At 72.0% G+C, this 23118-nt stretch carries 20 protein-coding genes; 10 read left to right on the top strand and 10 right to left on the bottom strand.

All coding sequences use genetic code 11. The features are described 5' to 3' along the window. Nucleotides 1–405 precede the first annotated feature (405 nt). The gene (locus tag ME121_RS28980; protein WP_058607870.1) at nt 406–1344 is read left to right on the top strand and encodes a LysR family transcriptional regulator; all 939 of its coding nucleotides are present in this window, start codon (nt 406–408) and stop codon (nt 1342–1344) included. A gap of 9 nt (nt 1345–1353) precedes the next feature. On the opposite strand, the gene ME121_RS28985 is transcribed toward ME121_RS28980, so the two are convergent. Next, nucleotides 1354–2841, bottom strand: coding sequence for a DUF2252 domain-containing protein (locus ME121_RS28985; protein WP_083374351.1), 1488 nt, complete (start codon nt 2839–2841; stop codon nt 1354–1356). Between the two features lie 264 nt (nt 2842–3105). Here ME121_RS28985 and ME121_RS28990 point away from each other — a divergent pair, with 264 nt between their 5' ends. From ME121_RS28990 to ME121_RS29020, 7 genes are read left to right on the top strand one after another with little or no spacing between them, the layout of a single operon-like run. After that, nucleotides 3106–4758, top strand: coding sequence for an acetolactate synthase large subunit (locus ME121_RS28990; RefSeq protein ID WP_012319365.1), 1653 nt, complete (start codon nt 3106–3108; stop codon nt 4756–4758). Between the two features lie 43 nt (nt 4759–4801). Beyond that, nucleotides 4802–5977, top strand: a complete 1176-nt coding sequence (locus tag ME121_RS28995) for an iron-containing alcohol dehydrogenase (protein WP_012319366.1) — start codon at nt 4802–4804, stop codon at nt 5975–5977. Further along, nucleotides 5974–6153 carry a hypothetical protein gene (locus ME121_RS29000; protein WP_059410042.1) on the top strand — a complete coding sequence of 60 codons (180 nt, stop codon included), beginning with the start codon at nt 5974–5976 and terminating at the stop codon, nt 6151–6153. Before ME121_RS28995 ends, ME121_RS29000 begins: the two co-directional genes overlap by 4 nt. A gap of 14 nt (nt 6154–6167) precedes the next feature. Beyond that, complete coding sequence (locus ME121_RS29005) at nt 6168–6998, top strand: poly(R)-hydroxyalkanoic acid synthase subunit PhaE (protein ID WP_059410043.1); 831 nt, start codon at nt 6168–6170, stop codon at nt 6996–6998. After that, a complete protein-coding gene (gene phaC / locus ME121_RS29010) occupies nt 6991–8121 on the top strand; it encodes a class III poly(R)-hydroxyalkanoic acid synthase subunit PhaC (RefSeq protein WP_059410044.1) in 1131 nt (376 codons plus the stop codon). The genes ME121_RS29005 and phaC overlap by 8 nt, the downstream gene beginning before the upstream one ends. A 24-nt stretch (nt 8122–8145) precedes the next feature. Continuing rightward, complete coding sequence (locus tag ME121_RS29015; RefSeq protein ID WP_059410045.1) at nt 8146–10158, top strand: acyl CoA:acetate/3-ketoacid CoA transferase; 2013 nt, start codon at nt 8146–8148, stop codon at nt 10156–10158. Then, nucleotides 10151–11623, top strand: a complete 1473-nt coding sequence (locus tag ME121_RS29020) for an NAD-dependent succinate-semialdehyde dehydrogenase (protein ID WP_012319370.1) — start codon at nt 10151–10153, stop codon at nt 11621–11623. The genes ME121_RS29015 and ME121_RS29020 overlap by 8 nt, the downstream gene beginning before the upstream one ends. Before the next feature lie 137 nt (nt 11624–11760). Here ME121_RS29020 and ME121_RS29025 read toward each other — a convergent pair whose 3' ends face one another. The 9 genes from ME121_RS29025 to pedF form a co-directional block, all read right to left on the bottom strand. Next, nucleotides 11761–12051 carry a hypothetical protein gene (locus tag ME121_RS29025; protein ID WP_012319371.1) on the bottom strand — a complete coding sequence of 97 codons (291 nt, stop codon included), beginning with the start codon at nt 12049–12051 and terminating at the stop codon, nt 11761–11763. Between the two features lie 87 nt (nt 12052–12138). Beyond that, nucleotides 12139–13065: an efflux RND transporter periplasmic adaptor subunit gene (locus ME121_RS29030; protein ID WP_029360938.1), complete on the bottom strand. Its 927-nt coding sequence runs from the start codon at nt 13063–13065 to the stop codon at nt 12139–12141. Continuing rightward, nucleotides 13062–13271, bottom strand: a complete 210-nt coding sequence (locus tag ME121_RS29035; RefSeq protein WP_012319373.1) for a DUF1656 domain-containing protein — start codon at nt 13269–13271, stop codon at nt 13062–13064. Before ME121_RS29035 ends, ME121_RS29030 begins: the two co-directional genes overlap by 4 nt. After that, nucleotides 13268–15340: an FUSC family protein gene (locus tag ME121_RS29040; RefSeq protein WP_059410046.1), complete on the bottom strand. Its 2073-nt coding sequence runs from the start codon at nt 15338–15340 to the stop codon at nt 13268–13270. The genes ME121_RS29035 and ME121_RS29040 overlap by 4 nt, the downstream gene beginning before the upstream one ends. Further along, complete coding sequence (locus ME121_RS29045) at nt 15337–15840, bottom strand: MarR family winged helix-turn-helix transcriptional regulator (RefSeq protein ID WP_179239995.1); 504 nt, start codon at nt 15838–15840, stop codon at nt 15337–15339. The genes ME121_RS29040 and ME121_RS29045 overlap by 4 nt, the downstream gene beginning before the upstream one ends. Before the next feature lie 358 nt (nt 15841–16198). Beyond that, nucleotides 16199–16858 (bottom strand): response regulator, encoded by a 660-nt coding sequence (locus ME121_RS29050; protein WP_012319376.1) that lies wholly within the window; start codon nt 16856–16858, stop codon nt 16199–16201. 173 nt (nt 16859–17031) lie between these two features. Continuing rightward, nucleotides 17032–18801, bottom strand: a complete 1770-nt coding sequence (locus ME121_RS29055) for a PQQ-dependent methanol/ethanol family dehydrogenase (RefSeq protein WP_024829987.1) — start codon at nt 18799–18801, stop codon at nt 17032–17034. A 347-nt stretch (nt 18802–19148) separates the two neighbouring features. Further along, nucleotides 19149–20009: a substrate-binding periplasmic protein gene (locus ME121_RS29060; protein ID WP_012319378.1), complete on the bottom strand. Its 861-nt coding sequence runs from the start codon at nt 20007–20009 to the stop codon at nt 19149–19151. A gap of 10 nt (nt 20010–20019) precedes the next feature. Further along, on the bottom strand, nt 20020–20448 hold the full coding sequence (pedF, locus tag ME121_RS29065; RefSeq protein WP_012319379.1) for a cytochrome c-550 PedF: 429 nt from the start codon (nt 20446–20448) through the stop codon (nt 20020–20022). A gap of 216 nt (nt 20449–20664) precedes the next feature. Here pedF and ME121_RS29070 point away from each other — a divergent pair, with 216 nt between their 5' ends. Together ME121_RS29070 and ME121_RS29075 are read left to right on the top strand one after the other, a co-directional pair. After that, the gene (locus ME121_RS29070; protein WP_059410047.1) at nt 20665–21909 is read left to right on the top strand and encodes an ABC transporter substrate-binding protein; all 1245 of its coding nucleotides are present in this window, start codon (nt 20665–20667) and stop codon (nt 21907–21909) included. Then, nucleotides 21906–22913 (top strand): YVTN family beta-propeller repeat protein, encoded by a 1008-nt coding sequence (locus tag ME121_RS29075; protein WP_042670208.1) that lies wholly within the window; start codon nt 21906–21908, stop codon nt 22911–22913. The genes ME121_RS29070 and ME121_RS29075 overlap by 4 nt, the downstream gene beginning before the upstream one ends. Nucleotides 22914–23118 lie beyond the last annotated feature (205 nt).

The following is a 23118-nucleotide window of genomic DNA, read 5'->3' on the forward strand; positions in this document are numbered from 1 at the left end:
CGGCCCCCGAAGGACGCCCCGGGATCGCTCCCGAGGCGCCGCGGACAGGTGCGGTCAGGAAGCACAAAATAGGAACATTGTCAAGGTCGGAGCGCAGTTGGATGTCTCGACGCGCGGGGGCGAGCGCGGGTCCCCTCTCCCGTGCGGGAGAGGGACAGGGTGAGGGATCAGGTCTGTCCGGACGTGGCTCGACGCGGACGCGCGGTGATGGTCCGCCCGATCCGGAAACGTCTTGTCCCTCACCCCAGCCCTCTCCCGGCACGGGAGAGGGGGCACGGCGCGGGTGTCCCGACCGGCGACGTCGGAGCGGGATCCTGGCCCATCGGCGCGGGGATCCCCGGGATGACGGGCACGCCGTCGCGTCTGCTATGTCGGGCGTCCGAATCCCCATCGAACGCGACGCCCGTGGCCATCGACCATATCGATCTCAGCCGGATCGACCTGAACCTGCTGGTCGCCCTCGACGCGCTGCTCGACGAGCGGAGCGTCACGCGGGCCGCCGCGCGCGTCGGGATCGGCCAGTCGGCGATGAGTTCGAGCCTCGCCCGCCTGCGCCGCCTGTTCGACGACGAGCTCCTGACCCGGGCGCCGGACGGGATGCGGCCGACGCCCCGCGCCCTCCGGATCGCCGAGCCGCTGCGCAGCACCCTCCGGCAGGTGCAGGCGCTGGTGCACCGGGAGGAGCAGTTCGATCCGGCCACGGTCGCGCGCAGCTTCACGGTGAGCCTTCCGGACAGCGTCGAGGCGCTGCTCGGGCCGCGCTTGATCGCGCAGCTCCGCCGGGACGCGCCCGGCATCCGGCTGCTGCTGCGCTCGGTCGACCGGACCCGGATCCTGGACGAGCTCGACGCCGACCGGGTCGACCTCGCCATCGGCCTGTTCTCGGAGGGGCAGCTCCACCACAAGCAGCGCCTCCTCTACCGGGACAGCTACGTGGTGCTGTTCAACGCCGCGCTGATCGGCCTGGAGCCGCCGATCGGGCTCGACGATTACCTGCGCTTCCCCCACGTGCTGACGTCCCTGCGCGAGACCGCCCACGGGGTCGTCGACGACGCCCTCGCGCTGATCGGGCGCTCGCGCACCCTGGCGGTCACGACCCCGCGCTTCCTCGTCGTCCCGTTCATGGTGCGGGCGGCGCCGGTGATCGCCACGATGCACGCGCGGCTCGCCACCTCCTTCGCCAGCGCCCTGGCGCTGAGCGTCAGCCCCGTGCCGGTCCCCCTCGACGACGTGTCCGTGTCGATGCTCTGGCACGCCTCGTACGACCACGACCCGGCCCATCGCTGGCTCCGGGAACTCCTGGTCCGGCTGGCCCACGAGCCGCCGGCCCCCGGCATCATCTGAGCCCGGGGCTCAGAGGCAGGGATCGTCCGCGGCCTCCAGGCGGCCGCTCGCGATCGCCGCGCGGAACAGGGCGAAGTCGGCCGCATTGCGCTCCGCGTAGGAAGCCGCCCAGTCGGCGATCGCCCCGCTCAGGTCGTGGTGCTTGCCGCTGCCGCAGTATCCGGCGATCGCCGCCGCGTCGCCGGTCCGCGCGTGGGCGCGCGCCAGCAGCGTCCCGTAGGCGTACGAGAAGGTCAGGAGCGGCGCGCCGGACATCCGCGCCAGCGGGATCGCGCCCTTCAGGTTCTTCATCTGGCGCACGTAGAACGGCCGGCCCGCGATGCTGGTCCAGCCGAGCAGCGGGTCGCCCACCGCCTGGAGCAGGCGCTGGCCGTAGATCACCCGCTCGCCCCCGTGCCCGGAGAACGGCGCCGGCACGCCCGGCAGGTAGGGCGCGTGTGCCGGCCGGACCGCCTCCTTGACCTGGAGGAAGAGCGCGTCGGCGTCGGAATTGCCGAACAGCAGCGCGAGGTAGGCCCGGGTCCCGACACTGCCGACGCCGACGACGCGGTGGGCGACATCGACCACGTGGTAGCGGTCGAGCATGAAGCGTCGCTCCCGCGGCAGGGTCTCGGCGTAGCGCTCCAGGCCGGTGACGACGCCCTCGCGGGTCTCCGCGTCCACGGGCGTCAGGATCGGCGGATCGGTCTGCAGGCGCCAGCTGCCGTCGGTGCGCCGCTCGGCCACCTGGTCCAGCAGGCTGCGGTTGTTCCGCCGCCGCGCCTTGTCGACCGCCCGCCGCACCACGGCCCGGGCCTCCGCGTCCATCTGCAGCCCGGCGATGTGCGGGGCGTCGGCGCGGGTGGTCTGGTACCAGACGTCGAGGGAGCCCTGCGGCGCGAGGCGCCGCATCGTGTGCTGGTAGCCGGAGACCGCCTCCGTGACGGCCGCGCGCCGCTCGCTCGCCGGCGCGCCGGCGTCGGCGGTGGCGACCGCCAGCCCGGCCGCGAGGCGCTTGAGGTCCCATTCCCACGGGCCGATCGTGACCTCGTCGAAGTCGTTGAGGTCGAGGACGATGTCGCGCTGCGGCGTGCCGAACAGGCCGAAATTGTCGGTGTGCGCGTCGCCGTTCATCACGACGTCGATGCCGCTGCGCGGCCCGCGCGACAGGTCCCAGGCCATGACGTGCGCGGCCCCGCGCAGGAACGCGAAGGGCGAACTCGCCATCCGGGCGACCCGCAGCGGGATCAGGTGCGGCTGGCGGCCCGCGTGGGCGGCCTCGATCAGGGCGACCGGGTCGGGCCGGTCCGGATCGGGATCCAGCGCGGCCTGGCGCGCGTGGGGCACCTCGGCGCGCCGCCGCTTGCCGGCCTTGCGGCGCTTGTCCCAGGCCTCGACGCCCGCGCGGAGGTCGATCCGCGGGAACTCGGCGACCGGCGCCAGCACCGCGTCCAGGCCCGGGGCGTCCGCCTCCCGGTCCTCGGGCGGCGCCGTCTTGTCGCTCTCGATGCGATCCATCGCTGTCCCATCGCGGAATGCGGGGCGGCCCCGTCCGTGCCGTCGCCCACCCCGGAGCCGGGGCGGACGACCGCACGGTAGCATCCGGCCGGCTCTGTGACGTCACGGGCCCGGACGGCCCTTGACCACCCTACAGGCCGGCCCTCTAACGAACCGAGTATTCGGGGGGTGTTCCTCCGTCTCGTGTCGTTCACGGCCTCGCGATCGAAGTGCCGGGATCGACGTGGACGTCCCGGGAATACCGTTGCATCAGCGAGACTTCGCATGCCCAAGGGTTCAGATCTCCTCGTCGCGGCCCTCGAGAACGAGGGCGTCGACCGCATCTTCGGGATTCCCGGAGAGGAGAACCTCGACGTCGTCGAATCCCTGCGGAACTCCAAGATCGAGCTGGTCCTGACCCGCCACGAGCAGGCGGCGAGCTTCATGGCCGCCACCCACGGCCGCCTCACCGGCCGGCCGGGCGTCTGCCTCTCGACGCTCGGCCCGGGCGCCCTGAACTTCTCCACCGGCGCGGCCTACGCGCATCTCGGCGCCATGCCGATGATCATCATCACCGGCCAGAAGGGCATCCTGTCCTCGCGCCAGGCCAAGTTCCAGATCGTCGACGTGATTTCGTCGATGAAGCCGATCACCAAGATGGCCCGGCAGATCGTCTCGGCCTCCTCGATCCCCACCATCGTGCGCGACGCCTTCCGGGTCGCCACCGAGGAGCGGCCCGGCCCGGTGCTGCTGGAGCTGCCCGAGGACATCGCCTCCGAGGAGGCCGAGGCCGACCTCGTCCCCTCGCACCCGATCGACATCCCGGTCGCGCACCCGACCGCGATCGCGCGCGCCGCGGAGATGATCCTGAAGGCCGAGCGCCCGCTGATCATGCTGGGCGCCGCCGCGAGCCGCCCCCGCGCCACCGGCGAGCTCGGCGGCTTCGTGCAGCGCACCGGCATCCCGTTCTTCACCACCCAGATGGGCAAGGGCACCGTCGCGGGCGGGACCGACCTCTACATGGGCACCGCCGCCCTCTCCGAGCGCGACTACGTCCACGAGGCGATCGACAGGGCCGACCTGATCATCGCGATCGGGCACGACACGATCGAGAAGCCGCCGTTCTTCATGGGCCAGGCCGACCAGAAGGTCGTCCACATCAGCTACATGCCGGCCAACGTCGAGCAGGTCTACTACCCCGACGCCGAGGTGGTCGGCGACCTCGGCCCGACGCTGAAGCTCCTGGCCGACAAGCTCGACGGCAAGCTCCCGAACGCCGGCGCGCTGCTGCACCTGCGCGAGCACATTCTCAGCCATATCGGCGACCGGGCCGGCGAGGACCGCTTCCCGGTGACGCCGCAGCGCCTCGTGCGCGACGTGCGCCGGGTGATCCCCGAGGACGGGATCGTCTGCCTCGACAACGGGATGTACAAGATCTGGTTCGCCCGGAACTACCGCACCTACGTCGCCAACACGCTGCTCCTCGACAACGCGCTGGCCACGATGGGCGCCGGCCTGCCCTCGGCCATGATGGCGGCGATGCTCTACCCGAAGCGGCGCGTGATGGCGGTGTGCGGCGACGGCGGCTTCATGATGAACAGCCAGGAGATGGAGACCGCCGTCCGGCTGAAGCTCAACCTCGTGGTGCTGGTGCTCGACGACTCGGCCTACGGGATGATCCGCTGGAAGCAGGCGGTCGACAAGTTCGCCGATTACGGCATGACCTTCAACAACCCGGACTTCGTCCTCTACGCCAAGTCGTACGGGGCCACCGGCCACCGGGTCGAGTCGGTCAACGACCTCGTGCCGACGCTGGACCGGGCCTTCGCGGCGGGCGGCGTCCACCTCGTGGCGGTGCCGATCGACTACTCGGAGAACACCCGCGTGCTGGTCGACGAGCTGCGCGCCAAGGTGAAGGATTTCGAGCCGGCCGAGTGACCTCGGCCCCGCAGACGGATCGGCACGACAACAGGGCAGCGCGATGAACCCGTTCACCTTCCAGACCACGCCGAACGTGCTGTTCGAGGCCGGCGCCTCCCGGAAGCTGCCCGAGATCGTCGGCAGCTTCGGGGCGAAGCGCGTCCTGCTCGTCACCGACAAGGGCGTGCGCGGCGCCGGCCTCACGAAGGCCGCCGAGGCGGCGCTGGCGGAGGCCGGCGTCGCCCTCGACGTCTACGAGGACGTGGTCGCCGACCCGCCCTCCACGGTGATCGAGGCGGCGGCCAAGCGCGCCCGGGACCTCGGGACCGACCTCGTCCTGTCGATCGGCGGCGGCTCGGCCCTCGATACCGCCAAGCTCGTGGCCTACCTCGCCAAGTCCGACGAGCCGCTGGATTCGATCTACGGCGTCGGCCTCGCCAAGGGCGACCGGCTGCCGCTGATCCTCGTGCCGACCACGGCCGGCACCGGCTCGGAGGTGACGCCGATCTCGATCGTCACGACGCCGACCACCGAGAAGAAGGGCGTCGTCGCCCCGAAGCTCCTGCCGGACTGGGCGGTGCTCGACCCGGAGCTGACGCTCGGCCTGCCGCCGCACGTCACGGCGGCGACCGGCATCGACGCCATGGTCCACGCCATCGAGGCCTTCACCAGCAAGAACAAGAAGAACCCGATCTCCGACCAGCTCGCCAAGCAGGCGCTGGCGCTGCTCTCGGCCAACATCCGCACCGCCTGCACGGACGGGAAGAACCTCGAGGCGCGCTCCGGCATGCTGCTCGGCTCGATGCTGGCCGGCATGGCCTTCGCCAACGCGCCGGTCGCGGCGGTGCACGCCCTCGCCTACCCGGTCGGCGCGATCTTCCACGTGCCGCACGGGCTCTCGAACGCCCTGGTGCTGATGGGGGTGATGCGCTTCAACCTCTCCCACGCGGAGGCGCTCTACGCCGAGCTCGCGCCGATCCTCGACCCGGCGGCCGCGGACCTGCCGCAGCCCGAGGCCGCCCGGCGCTTCGTGGAGAGCCTCGACGCGATCTGCCGCGACTGCAAGGTGCCGGCGTCCCTCGCCGAGGTCGGCGTCGCCCGGCAGGACCTGGAGCGCATGGCCACCGACGCGATGAAGCAGACGCGGCTCCTCGTGAACAACCCGCGCGAGGTCACCTACGACGACGCCTTCGCGATCTACGCCGAGGCGCTGGGAGAGGCGCGGCCGGCGGCGTGAGCGCGACGGCGGCGGCGGTGCCGGGGCTGTCGCCCGATCGGTCCAGCCTCCACCGTCATCGCGAGCGCGGCGAGGCGACCCAGGGCGGCGCGCCCGCGCCGAGCGTGGCGCTGCTGGATCGCTTCGCTTGGCTCGCGGAGACGGCGGGTCCGAAGTCTTCAGCCCTGAGGCTGTGAGGAGAGACGCCAGCATGGACCAGTTCGACGCGTTCCGGGCGATGAGCGAGTTCTGGACCCGGGCCGGCACGGGCTTCTTCACCCAGGGCGCCGGGCAAACGGCGCCCGGCTTCGGCTGGCCGACCTTCCCGACGCCTGACGTCGCCGGCCTCGCCACCGCGCAGGCCAAGCTGACCGAGGCCTGGACCGCCGCCACCGCCCTCTCGCAGACCCTCGCGAGATCCCTCCAGGGCGGCCCCGGCGCGCCGGACCCGACCGCCGGGGCGGTGCTGGCCCGGATCTTCGATCCGCAGGCCTGGCTCGGCGGCTCGGCCGAGTTCGACGCCGCCCTGACCCGCATGGCCGAGGGCCCGCAGCTCGCCGACCTGTGGCAGACGGAGCGGCGCTACGCGGCCCTGTTCACCGCCTGGGCGACGCTCCGGCGGGCGCAGAGCGAGCACCAGGCCGTGATGCTGGAGGCCTGGACGCGCGCGGCCGGGACCTTCGCCCAGGAAGCCAATGCCCGCGCCGAGCGCGGCGAGAGTTTCGCCTCCGCCCGCGAGATGATGAGCCGCTGGATCGAGACCGCCAACGCGGTCCTGCTGGAGGTGCAGCGCTCGGACAAGTTCCTGGCCTCGCAGCGCGCGGTGCTGCGCGCCTCCACCGACCTCCGGCTCGCCCAGCAGGACGTCGCGGCCTTCCTGTCCGAGTTCTACGGCCAGCCGACCCGGGCCGAGCTCGACGACGTCCACAAGAGCCTCACCGAGCTGCGCCGCGAGGTGCGGGCGCTCCGCCGCGAGCGCCGGCAGGCCGGGAAGGTCGCGAAGGCGGGCGGTTCACAGGTCGGGGAGGAAGTTCATGGCTGATCCGGAAAGCCCGAAGGGGCCGGCCGCGCCGCTGAATCTCACCCCCGCCGCGCTGCTGGCCGAGGTCGGCACCCTCGGCCGCCGGATCAGCGAGGGCGCCAAGCTGTTCGCCGATGTCAGCGACGCGGATGTCGAGATCGCCACCACGCCGAAGGATCTGGTCTGGAGCCAGGACAAGGTCAGCCTCTACCGCTACCGGCCGCTCGCCGAGAGCAAGGGCCTGCCGCCGGTCCTGATCGTCTACGGCCTGATCGGCCGCTACACGATGGCCGACCTGCAGGAGGACCGCTCGCTGGTCCGCAACCTGCTGAATCTCGGCCTCGACCTCTACGTGGTCGACTGGGGCAATCCGGGCCGGGCCGACCGCTACGTCACCATCGACGACTACGTGGACGGCTACCTCGCCGAATGCGTCGCCTTCATCCAGGAGGCGGCCGGGCGGGAGAGGATCAGCCTGCTCGGCATCTGCGAGGGCGGCGTCTTCACCACCTGCTACGCGGCGCTCTACCCCGAGACCGTCAACGCGATGGCGCTGACCATCACGCCGATCGACTTCCACGCCGACACGCGGGAGAACCGGGCCGGCCACGGCTTCATCAACGTCTGGACGCGCTCGCTGACGCCCGAGGATGTCGACCGGCTGATCGAGGCGCAGGGCTCCCTGCCCGGCGCCTTCATGGGCTCGGTGTTCTCGATGATGACGCCGATGCGGACCATGACGAAGTACAACCTCGACCTGCTCGACGCCCTCGATGACAGGAAGAAGTTCCTGAACTTCCTCCGCATGGAGAAGTGGATCGCCGACCGTCCGGACCATCCCGGCGAGGCCGCCAAGCAGTGGCTGAAGGACCTCTACCAGGACAACAAGCTGGTCGAGAGCGCCTTCGAGCTCGGCGGCCGGCGGGTGGAGCTGAAGGCCATCACCTGCCCGGTGCTGAACGTCTTCGCCCAGGACGACCACATCATCCCGCCCGCCACCTCGCAGGCGCTGAAGGATAAGATCGGCACCACCGACTACACCGAGATGGGTCTGCCCGGCGGTCATGTCGGCGTGTTCGTGGGCGGGAAGGCACAGAAGCTGCTGGGCTCCGGCATCGCCGACTGGCTCGGCGAGCGGGGGTAGCGTGCAGTCTCGGGGGAGCACCGCATGGGCAGCCTGAAGAACAAGATCGTCAGCGCCGACGAGGCCGCCGCCATCCTGCAGGACGGCGACATGGTCGCGGTGTCGGGCTTCGTCGGGATCGGCACGCCCGACGAGCTGATCCTGGCGCTCGCCCGCCGCTTCGAATCCGGCGCCGGCCCGCACGGGCTCGGTCTGATGTTCGCCGCCGCCCCCGGCGACGGCAAGGAGCGCGGCCTCAACCGCCTGGCGATCCCGGGCCTCGTCCGCCGCGTCGTCGGCGGCCACTGGGCGCTCGTGCCGAAGCTCGGCGCCATGGCGGTGGCGGGCGCGATCGAGGCCTACAACCTGCCGCTCGGCGTGGTCTCGCACCTCTACCGGGAGATCGCCGCCCACACCCCCGGCCACATCACCAAGGTGGGCTTGCGCACCTTCGTCGACCCGCGGCTGGAGGGCGGCAAGCTCAACGCCGTGACCCGGGAGGACCTCGTCAGCGTGGTCGAGCTCGGCGGCGAGACCTGGCTCCACTACAAGGCCTTCCCGGTCAACGTCGCGCTGATCCGCGGGACCACGGCCGACCCCGCCGGCAACATCACCATGGAGCGCGAGGCGCTCACCCTCGACAACCTCGCCGCCGCCATGGCGGCGAAGAATTCCGGCGGCTTCGTCATCGCCCAGGTGGAGCGGCTCGCCGAGGCCGGCTCCCTCAACCCGCGGGAGGTGCAGGTGCCCGGCGTGCTGGTCGACTGCGTGGTGCTCAGCAGTCCCGAGAACCACCGCCAGACCTACGGCACGCCGTACAACCACGCCTTCACGGGCCGCCAGCGGGTGCCGCTCGACCGGATCGCCCCGATGGCGCTCGATACCCGCAAGGTCATCGCCCGGCGCTGCGCCTTCGAGCTGCCGCCCGGCGGCGTGGTCAATCTCGGCATCGGCATGCCCGAGGGCGTCGCGGCGGTCGCCGCCGAGGAGCGGGTGCTGAAATACCTGACGCTGACCGCCGAGCCCGGCGTGATCGGCGGCCTGCCGCAGGGCGGGCTGGATTTCGGCGCCGCCCTGAACCCGGCCGCCGTGCTGCACCAGAACCAGCAGTTCGACTTCTACGACGGCGGCGGCCTCGATCTCGCCTGCCTGGGCCTCGCCCAGTGCGACGCCGAGGGCAACGTCAACGTCAGCCGCTTCGGCACGCGGCTCGCGGGCGCGGGCGGGTTCATCAACATCTCGCAGAACGCCAAGAGCCTCGTCTTCGCCGGCACCTTCACGGCCGACGGCCTCAAGGTGGCGGTCGAGGACGGCGGCATCCGGATCCTCAGCGAGGGGCGCTCGCGGAAATTCATCGCCGCGGTGGAGCAGGTGACCTTCTCGGGGGCCTACGCGGCCGAGCGCGGCCAGCCGGTGCTCTACGTGACCGAGCGCTGCGTGTTCCGCCGGACCCGGGCCGGCATGGAGCTGGTCGAGGTCGCGCCGGGCATCGACATCGCGCGCGACATCCTCGGGCAGATGGGCTTCACCCCGATCGTGCAGGATCCGCGGCCGATGGATCCGCGCCTGTTCCGCGAGTCCGTGATGGCGCTGGAGCCCTGGCTGCTGGGCCTCTCGCTGTCGGAGCGGATCAGCTACGACCCGGAGCGCAACATCCTGTTCTCGAACCTCGAGGGTTTCCAGGTCCGGACCATCGACGACGTCGAGCTGGTGCGCCGCGAATACGAGCGCGCCTGCCAGGAGATCGGCCGGAAGGTCCACCTGATCGCCAACTACGACGGGTTCGAGATCGACCCGACGGTGAGCGACGCGTACTTCTCGGCGATCGCCTATCTCGAAAACCGCTATTACGAGACCGCGTCCCGGTATACCACCAGCGCGTTCTTGCGATTGAAACTCGGCGCCTCGTTGGCGAGCCGCGACCTGGCTCCCCATGTCTTCGAGACAAGAGCCGAGGCGCAGGCGAGGAATACGGCCCAGAGCGTGCCTCTCAAGCCCCGGCCCGGCATGTCCCAGACCGACATGCCGCGGCCGCCGAAGGAACCGTTGGATGCCTGAGTTCGAGACCCCCTCCCTGAAGGACCGCGCCCTGCTGGTCGATGCCTGCCTGATCGGCGGCGCATGGTCGAAGGCCGGCTCCGGCAGCATCGACGTCACCAACCCGGCGACCGGCGCGCTGATCGCCAAGGTGCCGAATGCCGGCGCCGACGAGACCCGCCAGGCGATCAAGGCGGCGCACGAGGCCTACCCGGCGTGGCGCGCCAAGACCGCCAACGAGCGCGCCGTGCTGCTGCGCAAGCTCGCGGCGCTCGTCACCGAGCATCAGGAGGATCTGGCGCAGATCCTCACCGCCGAGCAGGGCAAGTCGCTGACCGAGTCCCGCGGCGAGGTCGCCATGTCGGCCGCCTACGTGCTGTGGTTCGCCGAAGAGGCGCGCCGCGTCTACGGCGACGTGGTCCCCTCCCCCTGGGGCGACCGCAAGATCCTCGTCACCAAGGAGCCGGTCGGCGTGGTGGCGGCGATCACGCCGTGGAACTTCCCGTCCTCGATGATCGCCCGCAAGATCGCCCCGGCGCTCGCCGCCGGCTGCCCGATCGTGATCAAGCCCGCCTCGCAGACCCCGCTCTCGGGCCTCGCCTGGGGCGTGCTGTGCGAGCGCGCCGGCTTCCCGGCCGGGGTTGTGAGCATCCTGACGGGCTCGGCCCGCGCCATCGGCGGCGAGATGACCGGCAACCCGCTCGTCAAGAAGATCACGTTCACCGGCTCCACCGAGGTCGGCAAGGTGCTGCTGGAGCAGGCAGCCGGCACGGTGAAGAAGGTCTCGATGGAGCTGGGCGGCAACGCGCCGTTCATCGTGTTCGACGACGCCGATCTCGACCGGGCGGTCGCCGGCGCGATGCTCGCCAAGTACCGCAATTCCGGCCAGACCTGCATCTGCACCAACCGGTTCCTGGTGCAGGACGGGATCTACGACGCCTTCGCGGAGAAGATGGCCGAGGCGGCCAACCGCCTGAAGGTCGGCAACGGCGTCGAGGACGGCGTCGCCCAGGGGCCGCTGATCGACATGGCCGCGGTGGAGAAGACCGAGGCCCATATCCGCGACGCCGTCGAGAAGGGCGCCCGCGTGGTGGCGGGCGGCCACCGCCACGCGCTCGGCGGCCAGTTCTTCGAGCCGACGGTGATCACCGGCGCCACGCCCGCCATGGCGGTGGCCCGGGAGGAGACCTTCGGGCCGCTGGCGCCGCTGTTCCGCTTCCGCGACGAGGCGGAGGCGATCCGCATGGCCAACGACACCGAGTACGGGCTCGCCTGCTACTTCTACACCCGCGACCTCGGCCGGACCTTCCGGGTCGCGGAGGCGCTGGAATACGGCATGGTGGGGATCAACGAGGGGATCATCACCACCGAGGTGGCGCCCTTCGGCGGCGTGAAGGAATCCGGCCTCGGCCGCGAGGGCTCGTACCAGGGCATCGAGGATTACCTCAACACCAAGTACCTGTGCGTGGGCGGGCTGGGCGGCTGACGCCCGCCCCGGCGCTCTCGACCCGTTCGCGCAGCGTCCTCCCGGTGCGCCGCAGGCGAGCCCGGACCCGGAGGGGCGCGCCGGGAGCCGGGCAAGCCCGACGCACCGACGCGCCCGGACAGGACGCGTCGGCGGAGCTACCGCCCGCTGGGCGCCGCTCCGCTGCCCGTGGCGGCGTTGCCCGAGCTGCTGCCGGCGGGCGCGCCCGGCGTGCTGACGCGCGGCCCGCCGCTGGTGCCGGGCGCCGTGCCGGCGCCGGTGGAGCCGGTGCTCTCCATGGACCCGGCCCCCGTCCCGGTGCCGCCCACCGCGCCGGACTTGTTGACGTTGCCCTGGTTGGCGCCGCCGGTCTGCGGCGCCTGGGCGAGCGCCGCCCCGGACGTGGCGAGAACGACGGACGTGGCGAGGGCGAGGATCGTCTTCGACATGGGACCTCCTGACATGACGGTGCGCTGCTGACGTCGCGCTGTCGTGTCAGGCCAACTCGGGGGCGCCAGGATGGTTCGGGCGCGCCGTCAGCGGGCGAGCGCCTCGCGCCACGCCGTCCAAGGCCAGCGCAGCGCCGCCCCGCCGGCCGCCGGCGCGATCGAGACCGTCGCGGTCCGGCCGCTCACCAGCCGCGGATCCGCCGTGCCGCCGTCGAGGGCGATCCGCACCGGGATGCGCTGGGCGAGGCGCACCCACGAGAAGGTCGGGTTCACGTTCGCGAGCAGGTTGGCGGCGTCGCTGCGGCCCGACTCGCCGATGCCGCCGGCGATGCTGGCGACGCGGCCGCTGAGCACCCCGTCCTCGCCCATGAGCTGGACCGTCACCGGCGCGCCGACGCGGATCCGCGGCAGCTTGGTCTCCTCGAAGTAGCCCTCGATCCGCAGGGTATCGCTGTCGATCAGCGCCATGACCCCGCGGCCCGTAGTGACGTAGGCGCCCGGCCGCAGCTCCATGTTGGTGATCCGGCCGTTGACCGAGGCGCGCACCGCCGAGCGCTCCAGGTTGAGCTTGGCGAGGTCGCGATCCGCCAGGGCCTGCTCGTAGGCGGCCTCCGCGGAGAGGTCGGCGGCCTTGGCGGCCTCGACCTTCTGCTGCGACACCGCCGCGTCGGAGAGCCTGCTGTAGCGGGCGTAGTCGGCCGCGTTCTGCTCGGCGGTGGCCTTGCGGTTCTGCACCATCGCCTCCGCCTGCCGCAGCCCGAGGCGGAACCGGTCCGGATCGATCCGGAACAGGACGTCGCCCTTCCGGACGACCTGATTGTCCTCGACCAGCACCTCGGTGACGAGGCCGGAGACGTCGGGGGCCACCGCCACCACGTCGGCGCGCACGCGCCCGTCCCGGGTCCAGGGAGCGTCCATGTAGTAGTCCCACAGGCCGAGGCCGACGATCAGCGCCGCGGCGACCATGCCGAGGGTGACCAGGAGGCGGCCGAGGGTGGAGAACAGGGCGGTCATTGCAGGATCCGGTGGGCGAGGGTCACGACGCCGCCGAGCAGGACGACGTAGAGGGCGAGGTCGAAGAGCGGCCTGTGCCAGACGAGGCGGTAGAAGCCGGTCGCCGCCAGCAGGCGGCGCAGCGGCAGGCTGAGCGCGAAGGCGACGGCCATCCAGAGCGCGAGGCCCGGCACGAACACGCCGTAGAGGTCGATCTCGCCCATCATGCCGCCATCTCCCGGTCGGGCAGCGCGGGCGCCGCCCGGTAGGCCGGCGCGTCGGGGAAGAGCCCGCGGCGCAGGCCGGTGAGGCCGATCAGGGCGGCGCGCCGCTCCGGCGACGGGGCCGCGCCCGCGACGGCGTCCAGTCCGTCGTCCAGGGCCGCCAGGAGCGCCGAATCCGGCCGGCCGATCCGGCCGCGCAGCTGGCGCGCCGCCAGCGCCAGCACCCGGTCGATGGCGCTCCGGGCCGGTCCCGTCAGCCGCCGGCGCACCCGGCGGACCTCCACGAGGTTGATGCCGACCCGGACATCGGCCAGCAGGTCGCCCACGGAGGCCGACATGTCGGCGGGCAGGCTCGCCAGCCGCGGCGCGATCAGCCCGACGCGGTCGAGCATCAGGGCCGCGAGTTCCAGCCCGTGGCCGGCGCCGCGCCCGGCCGCGGCGGCCGCGAGGCTCTGCCGGTTGATCCGCACCAGCCGCCGGGCGCTCCGGCCGGCGCCGACCGAGCGGATCAGCCGGGTGACCACCGCGCCGACCCACATGCCGACCACCGAGGCGATCACCCCGTTGGCGAAGGGCGCGAAGTCGCCGCTGTAGCCGTTCTGGAGCGCCAGCAGCGTCGCGCCGTTCAGCGCCGCGCCCATGCCCATCGGGGTGGTGCGCGGCTGCGTCATCATCAGGCCGCACAGGATCAGGGCGGGCGCCAGCGCCAGGGCCAGCATCTCGAAGGAGGTGGCGAGCGGCAGCACGGCGAACAGGTAGAGGGCCGCGCCGAGGGCGCCGACGATCGCCGAGTTGGTGAAGCTCAGGATCTGCGGCGCGGGATCGTCCTGCGCGGCGAACAGGCAGCAGGCGACCGCGCCCATCATCGGTGCCGCGGAGCCGTCCGGCCAGCCGGTGGTGATCCAGATCGCGCAGCAGACCAGCAGGCCCACGAACACCCCGAAGGCCGAGAACGCCGCCAGCCCGTGGTCCCGGTGGCGGATGGAGCGGACCCGGGCCGTGTAGGCGAAGGCGAGCGGCGCCCGGGGGGCGGTGCCGGCGGCGAGGTGGCCGCGGAGCGCCCGCAGGTCCTGGCGCAGGTCGATGACGTCGCGCAGGCGCACCGCGAGGCTCGCGAGCAGGAGCGTGTTCCAGTCCGGAGCCCGGCCGAGGGCCGGCTCGAACCCGTCGATCCGGCCGCGCAGCCGCGCGGCGCGGTCCGGATCCCCGGCCCCATCGCCGGCCCCATCCCCGGTCTCGTCGTTGAGCCAGACGGCGAGGTCCGACAGGAAGGCCCGGACCCGCGCCGGCAGCGCGCCCGCCTGCTCGAGGGCGGCGACGCGGTCCGCGACGGCCGCCACGATCGGCAGGACCATCAGCATGTGCTGCCGGAGCGGCGCGAAGGCCTCCGCGGCGCGTTCCGCGCCCGACGCCTCGTTGCGCAGGGCGAGGCCGAGGGCGTCGAGGCCGAGCGCGTCCGAGGCGAGGCGCAGGCGCCGGCCCTGGCTCGGCCCGGCGGCCTCCGGGGCGCGGGCGGCCGCGAGGGCGCTCCGGATCCAGGCCCGGGCCTCCGCCGACCAGTGGTCCAGCCGCGCGACGATCAGCGGGGCCGCCGATTGCGGCAGGATCAGCGTGGCGGCGAGGCTGGCGCAGACGATCCCCAGGGAGATCTCCTCGGCCCGCGCCACCGCCGTGTCGAAGATCGCCCCGGGATCGTCGACGGCGGGGAAGCCGATCAGCGCCGCCGTGTAGCCGGCGAGCATCGGCAGGTAGCTCGCGGGCGTGCGGTCGAGGAGCGAGACGTAGAGGCAGAGCGCGACCCAGAGCGCCACCGCGAGGCTCAGCAGGATCGGCTCGTTCACGAGGTTCGGCACCAGCACGACGCTCACCGCCGCGCCGAGCGCGGTGCCGCAGACCCGGTAGACCGCCTTCGAGCGCGTCGCGCCGGAGAGGACCTGGCTGGTGATGTAGACGGTGCCGAGGGCCCAGTAGGGCCGCGGCAGGTCGATCCAGAGCGCGAGGAACAGGGCGAGCATCGCCGCCGCGTAGGTCTTCAGCGCGAAGGCCCAGTCGCGCCATCCGGGGAGGATCACGGCACCGCCTCCGGTTCGCGCGCGGCCGCGGCGGCCTCCCGCCCGTGGCGCTGGAGCGCCGCGAAGACCCGGAGGCTCGCCTCGAGATCCGCGCCGTCGACCTCGGCGAACACCCGGGCGCGCAGGGTCGAGAGCTCGGCCTCGATCCGCTCGAAGACCTGTCGGCCGCGCGCGGTCAGGCCCAGCACCTTGGCGCGGCGGTCGGACGGGTCCTCGCGGCGGACCACCAGCCCGGCCGCGGCGAGCTGGTCGATGAGGCGGACGAGCGAGGGGCCCTCGATGCCGACGGCCTCCGCCAGGACGTTCTGGCGCGGCTCCTCCTCCATCCGGCCGATGATGATCAGCGGGTGCGCGGTGGCGTCGGACAGGCCGTGCGCCTCCGCGACATTGTTGGCGGCACGGCGCCAGTGGCGGCCGGTGGTCAGGAGGGCGTGGGTGAAGGCCTGTTGCAGCCGCTCGCGCGTCCTCGGATCGTCGTTGCCGGTCACTACCTGATCCATCCACGCGAGGACCCGGTGGAGAGACCGGATCAATCAGCTCGCATGCTGATAGATAGCATCATACCGATTCGGACCCGGAGACGTTTCGCGCCATCAGAGTTGCGCCGGACGAATAGGTTCGCACCTTTTCCGTGCCGATCCGGCGTCGGCGGAATGCGTGGCGAGACCGAGGCGGACCGGACGTTCCGACGCCTCCCCGCGTCCGGAGGTGTCCGCGTCGGCGGGCCTCGACGGAAAGCTTCGAGGAGCGCGGCCGGCTGGAGCTCTCCTGCGGGGCCTCCGCGGCGCTCCGGCACCTCGGGATGAGGTGGAGCGTGGGGCCGCCGGTCAGGAGCTCTCCGGTCCCGCAGCCGCGCCGTCAGGCCGAGTGGCTGTTGTGGATCTGATCGAAATCGAGGGACGCCGTGTCGATCACGATCTGCGTGCGGCTGATGACCTCGAGCTTGCGCAGGATCTCGGAGACGTGCGCCTTCACGGTCGAATCGCCGACCTGGAGCTCGTGGGCGATCTGCTTGTTGAGCTTGCCCTGCCGGATCATCATCAGGACCCGCAACTGCTGCGGCGTCAGCCGGGCGAGGCGCTCCGGCAGCGGCGCCTTCTTGCTCCGGGGCGCGGGCGCGCCGGCCTCGGCGAGCCCCGGCGGCAGGAACAGGGCGCCGCTCATCACCTCGGTGATCGCCCGGGTCAGCGTCGCCTTGTCCATGGCCTTGGGGACGAAGCCCGCCGCCCCGTGCTGCAGGGCCTCGCGGACGATGCGCGGGTCCTCGTGGCCGGAGACGATCAGGATCGGGATGCGCGGGAAGCTCGCCCGGATGGTGATCAGCCCGTCGAAGCCGGTCACGCCCCGCATCGAGAGGTCGAGGAGCGTCAGGTCGATGCCGCGGTTGGCGGCCAGAACCGCGCAGGCCGCCTCGATCCCGTCGGCCTCGTGCAGGACCGCGTCCGGGTGCGCGAGGCGGATCGTGGCCGCCAGGGCGTCGCGGAACAGCGGGTGGTCGTCGACGATCAGGAGATGCACGGAGACCTCGGTCCTTCGCTCGAGATCCTCACAGGATCCGCCGAAATCGCGGGCGGGAGGGCCGAAGGTGATCGATGCGGCCCCGGGGCGCAAGCGGGTGTTGAGACGACCGCCCTGCCCCGGAGCCTGGGCGTGCCGGCCCGCGGGGCCGGCACGCTTTCGGTTGAGGGCCTTCAGCGCGACGCCACCGTCTTCGGCAGCTTGAACGCCCAGAAGCTGCCGCCCTGGTTGATGCCGGCGGTGGACTTGGCGACCTCGCCGCCCCAGAGCGGCACCGCGCCGCCCCAGCCCGCCGCGACGCCGACCCACTGCTCGCCGTCCTGCTCCCAGGTGATCGGCGAGGAGACCACGCCGGTGCCGACCTGGAACTTCCAGACCTCCTCGCCGGTCTTGGCGTCGAAGGCCTTCAGGAAGCCCTCCGGGGTGCCGGTGAAGACGAGGTTGCCCGCGGTGGTCAGCACGCCGGCCCAGAGCGGGGCCTTGTTCTTGTACTCCCACACGACCTTGCCGGAGGTCGGGTCGATCGCCTTGAGCGAGCCGATATGGTCGTCGAAGACCGGCTTGATGGTGAAGCCGGCGCCGAGATAGGCGGCGCCCTTCTTGTAGTTCACCGGCTCGTTCCAGATATCCATGCCCCACTCGTTGGAGGGCACGTAGAACAGCTTGGTGTCGGGGCTGTAGCCGATCGGCATCCAGTTCTTGCCGCCGAGGAAGCTCGGCACCGCGAAGACCGACTTGCCCTTCTTGTCGTCGCCGGTCGCCTTGCTCGGGTCGCCGGGCCGGTTCTCCTCGTTGTAGATCGGGCGGCCGTTCTCGTCGATGCCCTTGGCCCAGTTGATCTTCTCGACGAACGGCGTCGCCGAGATGAACTTCCCGTTGGTCCGGTCGAGGACGTAGAAGAAGCCGTTGCGGTCGGCGGTGGCGCCGGCCTTGATGGTCTTGCCGCCCTTGTTCAGGTCGAACGGCACGAACTCGTTGACGCCGTCGAAGTCCCAGCCGTCGTGCGGGGTGGTCTGGAAGCCCCAGACGATCTCGCCGTTATCGGGGTTGAGGGCGAGGCGCGAGGAGGTCCACTTGTTGTCGCCCGGCCGCAGCCAGGAGTTCCACGGGCCGGGGTTGCCGGTGCCGAAGTAGATCAGGTTGGTCTCGGGATCGTAGGTGCCGCCGAGCCACGTGGCGCCGCCGCCGAACTTCCACATGTCGCCGGGCCAGGTCTCGTTGACCTTGCCCGTCATGGTCGAGGGCTTGCCGTTGAGCTCGCCCATGTGGCCCTCGATCACGGGCCGCTTCCACACGATCTCGCCGGTCTCGGCGTCGCGGGCCTCGATCCGCCCGATCACGCCGAACTCGCCGCCCGACACGCCGGTGATGATCTTGCCCTTCACGATGATCGGGGCGGCCGTGTAGCTGTAGCCGGCCTTGAAGTCGTCGATGTCCTTGCGCCAGACGACCTTGCCGGTCTTGGTGTTCAGCGCGACCAGCTTGGCGTCGAGCGTGCCGAAGTAGACGTTGTCCTTGTAGAGCGCGGCGCCGCGGTTCACCACGTCGCAGCAGGGCAGGATCCCTTCCGGCAGGCGGGCGTCGTACTCCCACTTCTTGTCGCCGGTGCGGGAATCGATCGCGTACATGCGCGAGTACGAGCCCGTGACGTAGATGATGCCGTCCTTGACCAGCGCCTGGCTCTCCTGGCCGCGCTGCTTCTCGCCGCCGAACGAGAACGACCACGCCGGGACGAGGCCCTTGATGTTGTCGCGGTTGAGGGTCTTCAGCGGGCTGAAGCGCTGGGCCTGCGGCCCGAGCCCGTAGGTGACGACGTCGCCGGGGGTCTTGGCGTCGTTGATGATGTCCTGCTCGGTCACCCCCTGGGCCATGGCCGGCAGGGCGCCGCCCGCCACGAGGGCGGCGACGCCCACCGCGGCGAGGAACCGGGTCCGCATTCTCATGACGTGTCCTCCGTGGTCGGCCCCGGTCCGTGTGGCCGGGGCATCCGGGTTTCGACGCGGGCCGCACGAGTCGCGGGGCGCCCCCTTGGAGATCGAGGCTATCGCTGTTCTCAGGAAAGTCTTATTGGCCATTGGTCCAATGAGGCCGTTCTGCGGACTGGCGGATGCAATGTATTCGGCGAGATCGACGCCCGAATTGGCGCGGATCTGCCGGACATCCCGTTCGGGAAATCTGATGTTCGCCCTTGCCGTCATCGCGCGCGCAGCGAGGCGACCCAGGGCGGCGCACCATCCCGAGACGGCGCGCTGCATGGATCGCTTCGCTCCGCTCGCCGAGACGGAGGCGTTCAGTACCCTTTCGGCGGCGTGTAGGTGACGCCGTAGGTCTCGCAGATCGCCTTGAGGCGACCGTCCGCGTTCAGCGCCGTGATCGCGTCCCCGACCGCGTAGGCGAGGTCGCGGGAATCGGTCCGCACCGCGCCGCCGATCTCCCAGCGGGTCTTCACCAGCCCCGTCGAGGGGACCGTGGCGACGGGGTTGTCGTCCTTGGGGGCCTTCGCGGCGGACAGGGCCGCCTCGATCGCCGCGCGGGTTCCGGCCAGGATCGGCGCCTCGCCGGCGAGGTAGGCCTTCGCGGCCTCCTCGAAGCTCTTGTAGTGCTTCAGGTTCGGGCGGAAGCGGCCGCCCTGGGCAGTCAGCAGCATCAGGTCGGCGGCGCCGGTCCCCTCCAGCGCGACGCTCCTGTCGCCGATGTCGTCGAGGCTGTCGAAGCCTTCCAGCGCGCCCTTCCGGTAGGCGAAGGCGATCTCCTGCTCGAAGTACGGCGCCGTGAAGAACACCTGCTCGTTGCGCAGGGCGAGCTGGCGGTCGGTGGGCACGTGCAGCATCAGGTCGGCGAGCGGCGTGCCGGCGAGGTCGCCGCGCCACAGGTTCAGCCGCAGGTCGCCGTCGACGTTCTCGCCGGCATCGACCACGCGCAGGTCGAGCTTCACCTTGAGCGTCTCGGCGATCGCGCGGGCGAGATCGACGTCGATCCCGCGGGGCTTGCCCGCCGCTTCCTCGGAGAACGGCGCGTTGTCGCCGTAGACCGCCACCCGCAGCGTCCCGTCGGTCGTGACCTGGTCGAGGGGGCGCGCCGCGGCCGCCGGCGGGAGCGGCGCCGCCAGGAGCAGGCCGCAGAGCCCGAGCAGGAGGGGGCGCCGGCGCATCGCGGGGGGCCTATTCCTCATGCTTCGACTCGATGTAGCTCCGGATCGCCCACAGGCCCTCCTGCGAGATCACACCCTCGAAGGCCGGCATCTTGGTCACGCCGTTGATGACCGCGCCGTGCTTCATGCGCTCGACGAAGTACTCGTCGCCCTCCTTGCCCTGCGGCAGGTAGCGCAGGTCCGGGGCGAGGCCGCCGGAGATCATCTCCAGGCCGTGGCAGCGGGCGCAGTTCTGGTTGAAGCCCGAGGCGCCGATCGCGATGGCGTGCTTGTCGCCCTTGTAGGGGTTCTCGGCGACCCACTCGGTGCCCAGCGGCTTCAGGCCGTCGGTGTTGACCGGCTGGGGCTGGACGTCGCCATGCCCGAGGGCGCCGCCGGCGGCCAGGGCCAGTCCCAGCGCCGCGAGCACGCCGCCCGCCGCCGTCTTCATCGTGCGCATCCGCCCCTCCCGTCGTCGTTGCACGACGGTTAGCAAGTACCGGGCGGCGGACCCATTATGCTTTGGTACGGATCCGCGAGAATAGCGCCGCCCACGACTTGTGTTGCGCCGCATCAAAATCCGTGTGTGCACCTTGGTCCAATATCCGAGGGCGCAACTCGGCTCCTAGACTCCCGGCCAACGACGAGAACCGCGGGTCTGGAGGAGACGGGCGGGATGGTGTCCTCCGGTGCGCGGCGGCCCGGGATGCGCGGCGGGCCATGGGCCGGCCTGCGGCTCGCCGTCGTGCTGGCGGCCCTGGCGGCCCTGGCGCCGGTCGCCCAGACGCGGGCCGCGCCCGCGCCGGCGGGGCCGCCCCTGACGATCCACTACCTGGAGCGGCGGGTCGAGCGGCCGGCGCCGCTGAACAACGAGGACCCGGTCCCGGACGACGAGGGCGCGAAGGGCGCGGAACTCGGCCTGAGGGATTCCAACGCCACCGGCCGCTTCCTCGGCCTCGGCTTCGCCCTCGGCACCGCGGTCGTCGAACCGGGCGACGACATCCGCCAGGCCTTCCGGGACCTCGCCGACCGCCGCTTCGTGGTGCTCAACGCGCCCGCCGCCGACGTCCTCGCCCTCGCCGACCTGCCGGAGGCGAAGGGCAGCGTGATCCTCAACATCGGCGCCCCGGACACGCGCCTGCGCGACGCCGATTGCCGCCGGAACCTGCTCCACGTCCTGCCGTCCCGGGCCATGCTGGCCGACGCGCTGGTGCAGTTCCTGGCGTTCAAGCGCTGGTCCCGGATCCTGCTGGTGACCGGTCCCGCGCCGGAGGACGCGCTCTTCGCCGAGGCGCTGCGGCGCAGCGCCAGGAAGTTCGGCGCGCGGATCGTCGCCGAGTCGCGCTACGACCCGCAGGGCGGCGACGTCCGCGACACGGCCCTGCGCGAGTTCGCCCTGCCGACCCGCGGGCCCGAGCACGACGTGGTCGCGGTGGCCGACGAGGCCGGCGCGTTCGGCGCGAGCCTCAACTACAACACCGCCTCGCCCCGGCCCCTGGTCGGCACGCAGGGCCTCGCGCCGGCCGCCTGGGGGCGGGCCGTGGAGGCCTGGGCCGCCGTCCAGCTCCAGGGCCGGTTCCGCAAGCTCGCCGGCCGCGCCATGCGGCCCGTCGACTGGGCCGGCTGGATGGCGGTGCACGCCGTCGGCGAGGCGGCCGTGAAGGCGCGCAGCACCGACCCCGCGACGGTCCGCGCCGCGCTGACGGCGCCCGGCTTCGAGATCGGCGGCTTCAAGGGGCGCCCCCTGAGCTTCCGCGCCTGGGACGGGCAGCTGCGCCAGCCGGTCTTCCTGCTCTGGCCGGGGGCCGTCACCGCGACGGCGCCGATCGAGGGCTTCCTCCACCACCGCACGGAACTCGACACGCTCGGCCTCGACGAGCCCGAGAGTGCCTGCCGCGCCTTCTCAGGGACATCCGGATGAGCCGGCTCGCCGCCCTCGCGCTGCTCCTCTGCCTCGCGGGCCCCGCGCGGGCCGAGGAGATCTACGTCTCGAACGAGCGCGACAACACCGTCTCGGTGATCGACGGCGACAGCCTGGAGGTGCTGCGCACCTTCCCGGTTGGCCGTCGGCCCCGCGGCCTGACCTTCTCGCAGGACGGGCGGTCCCTCTACGTCTGCGCCAGCGATTCCGACGCCGTGCAGGTGATCGACCCGGAGACCGGGCAGGTCCGGCACAACCTGCCCTCGGGCGAGGACCCGGAGCAGTTCGCCCTGGCGCCCGACGGGCGCACCCTGTTCATCGCCAACGAGGAGAACGCCACCACCACGGTGGTCGACGCGCAGACCCGCAAGGTGCTGGCGCAGATCGATGTCGGCATCGAGCCGGAGGGTGTCGCGGTGAGCCCGGACGGGCGCACGGCCGTCACGACCTCCGAGACCACCAACATGGTCCACTGGATCGACACGCGGACGCTCGCGGCCGTGGACGCGACGCCGGTCGGGCAGCGGCCGCGCTTCGCCGCCTTCACGGCCGACGGGTCCCGGCTCTGGGCGTCCTCGGAGATCGGCGGCACCGTGTCGGTGATCGACGTCGCCACCCGCAAGGTGATCGAGACGATCGCGTTCGCCGTGAAGGGGATCGCGGCCGACCGGATCCAGCCGGTGGGCATCCAGATGTCGAAGGACGGGCGCCACGCCTTCGTGGCGCTGGGGCCGTCCGACCGGGTCGCCGTGGTGGATACCGCGACCTACCGGGTCGAGAGCTACATCCTGGTCGGCCGCCGGGTGTGGCAGCTCGCGCTCAACGCGGCGGGCACGCGGCTCTTCACCACCAACGGCGTCTCCGGCGACGTGACGGTGATCGACGCCGCGACGTTCCGGCCGATCAAGACCGTGAAGGTCGGCCGCTTCCCCTGGGGTGCGGCGGCGCGGCCGATGCCTTCGGCGCAGGCGACGGACGGACGCGCCGCCGGTGCGGTGCCGTGACAGTCTGGCCGACGCGGACCCAGGCCTCCGCCTCCCTCGCTGGAGGCTTCCGGATTCACACTGGGGGCTGGGCCACAGCGGCGCCGAAGGACACTCGGGTCCCCTCTCCCGTGCGGGAGAGGGACAGGGTGAGGGATCAGGGCCGTCCGGACGAGGCGCGAGGCGACCGCGGGTCGAGACCGTGCTCCATCCTGAAACTCCTCGT

Origin of the sequence: Methylobacterium sp. ME121 (assembly GCF_000974725.1) — a bacterium.
GTDB classification, from domain to species: Bacteria; Pseudomonadota; Alphaproteobacteria; order Rhizobiales; family Beijerinckiaceae; genus Methylobacterium; species Methylobacterium radiotolerans.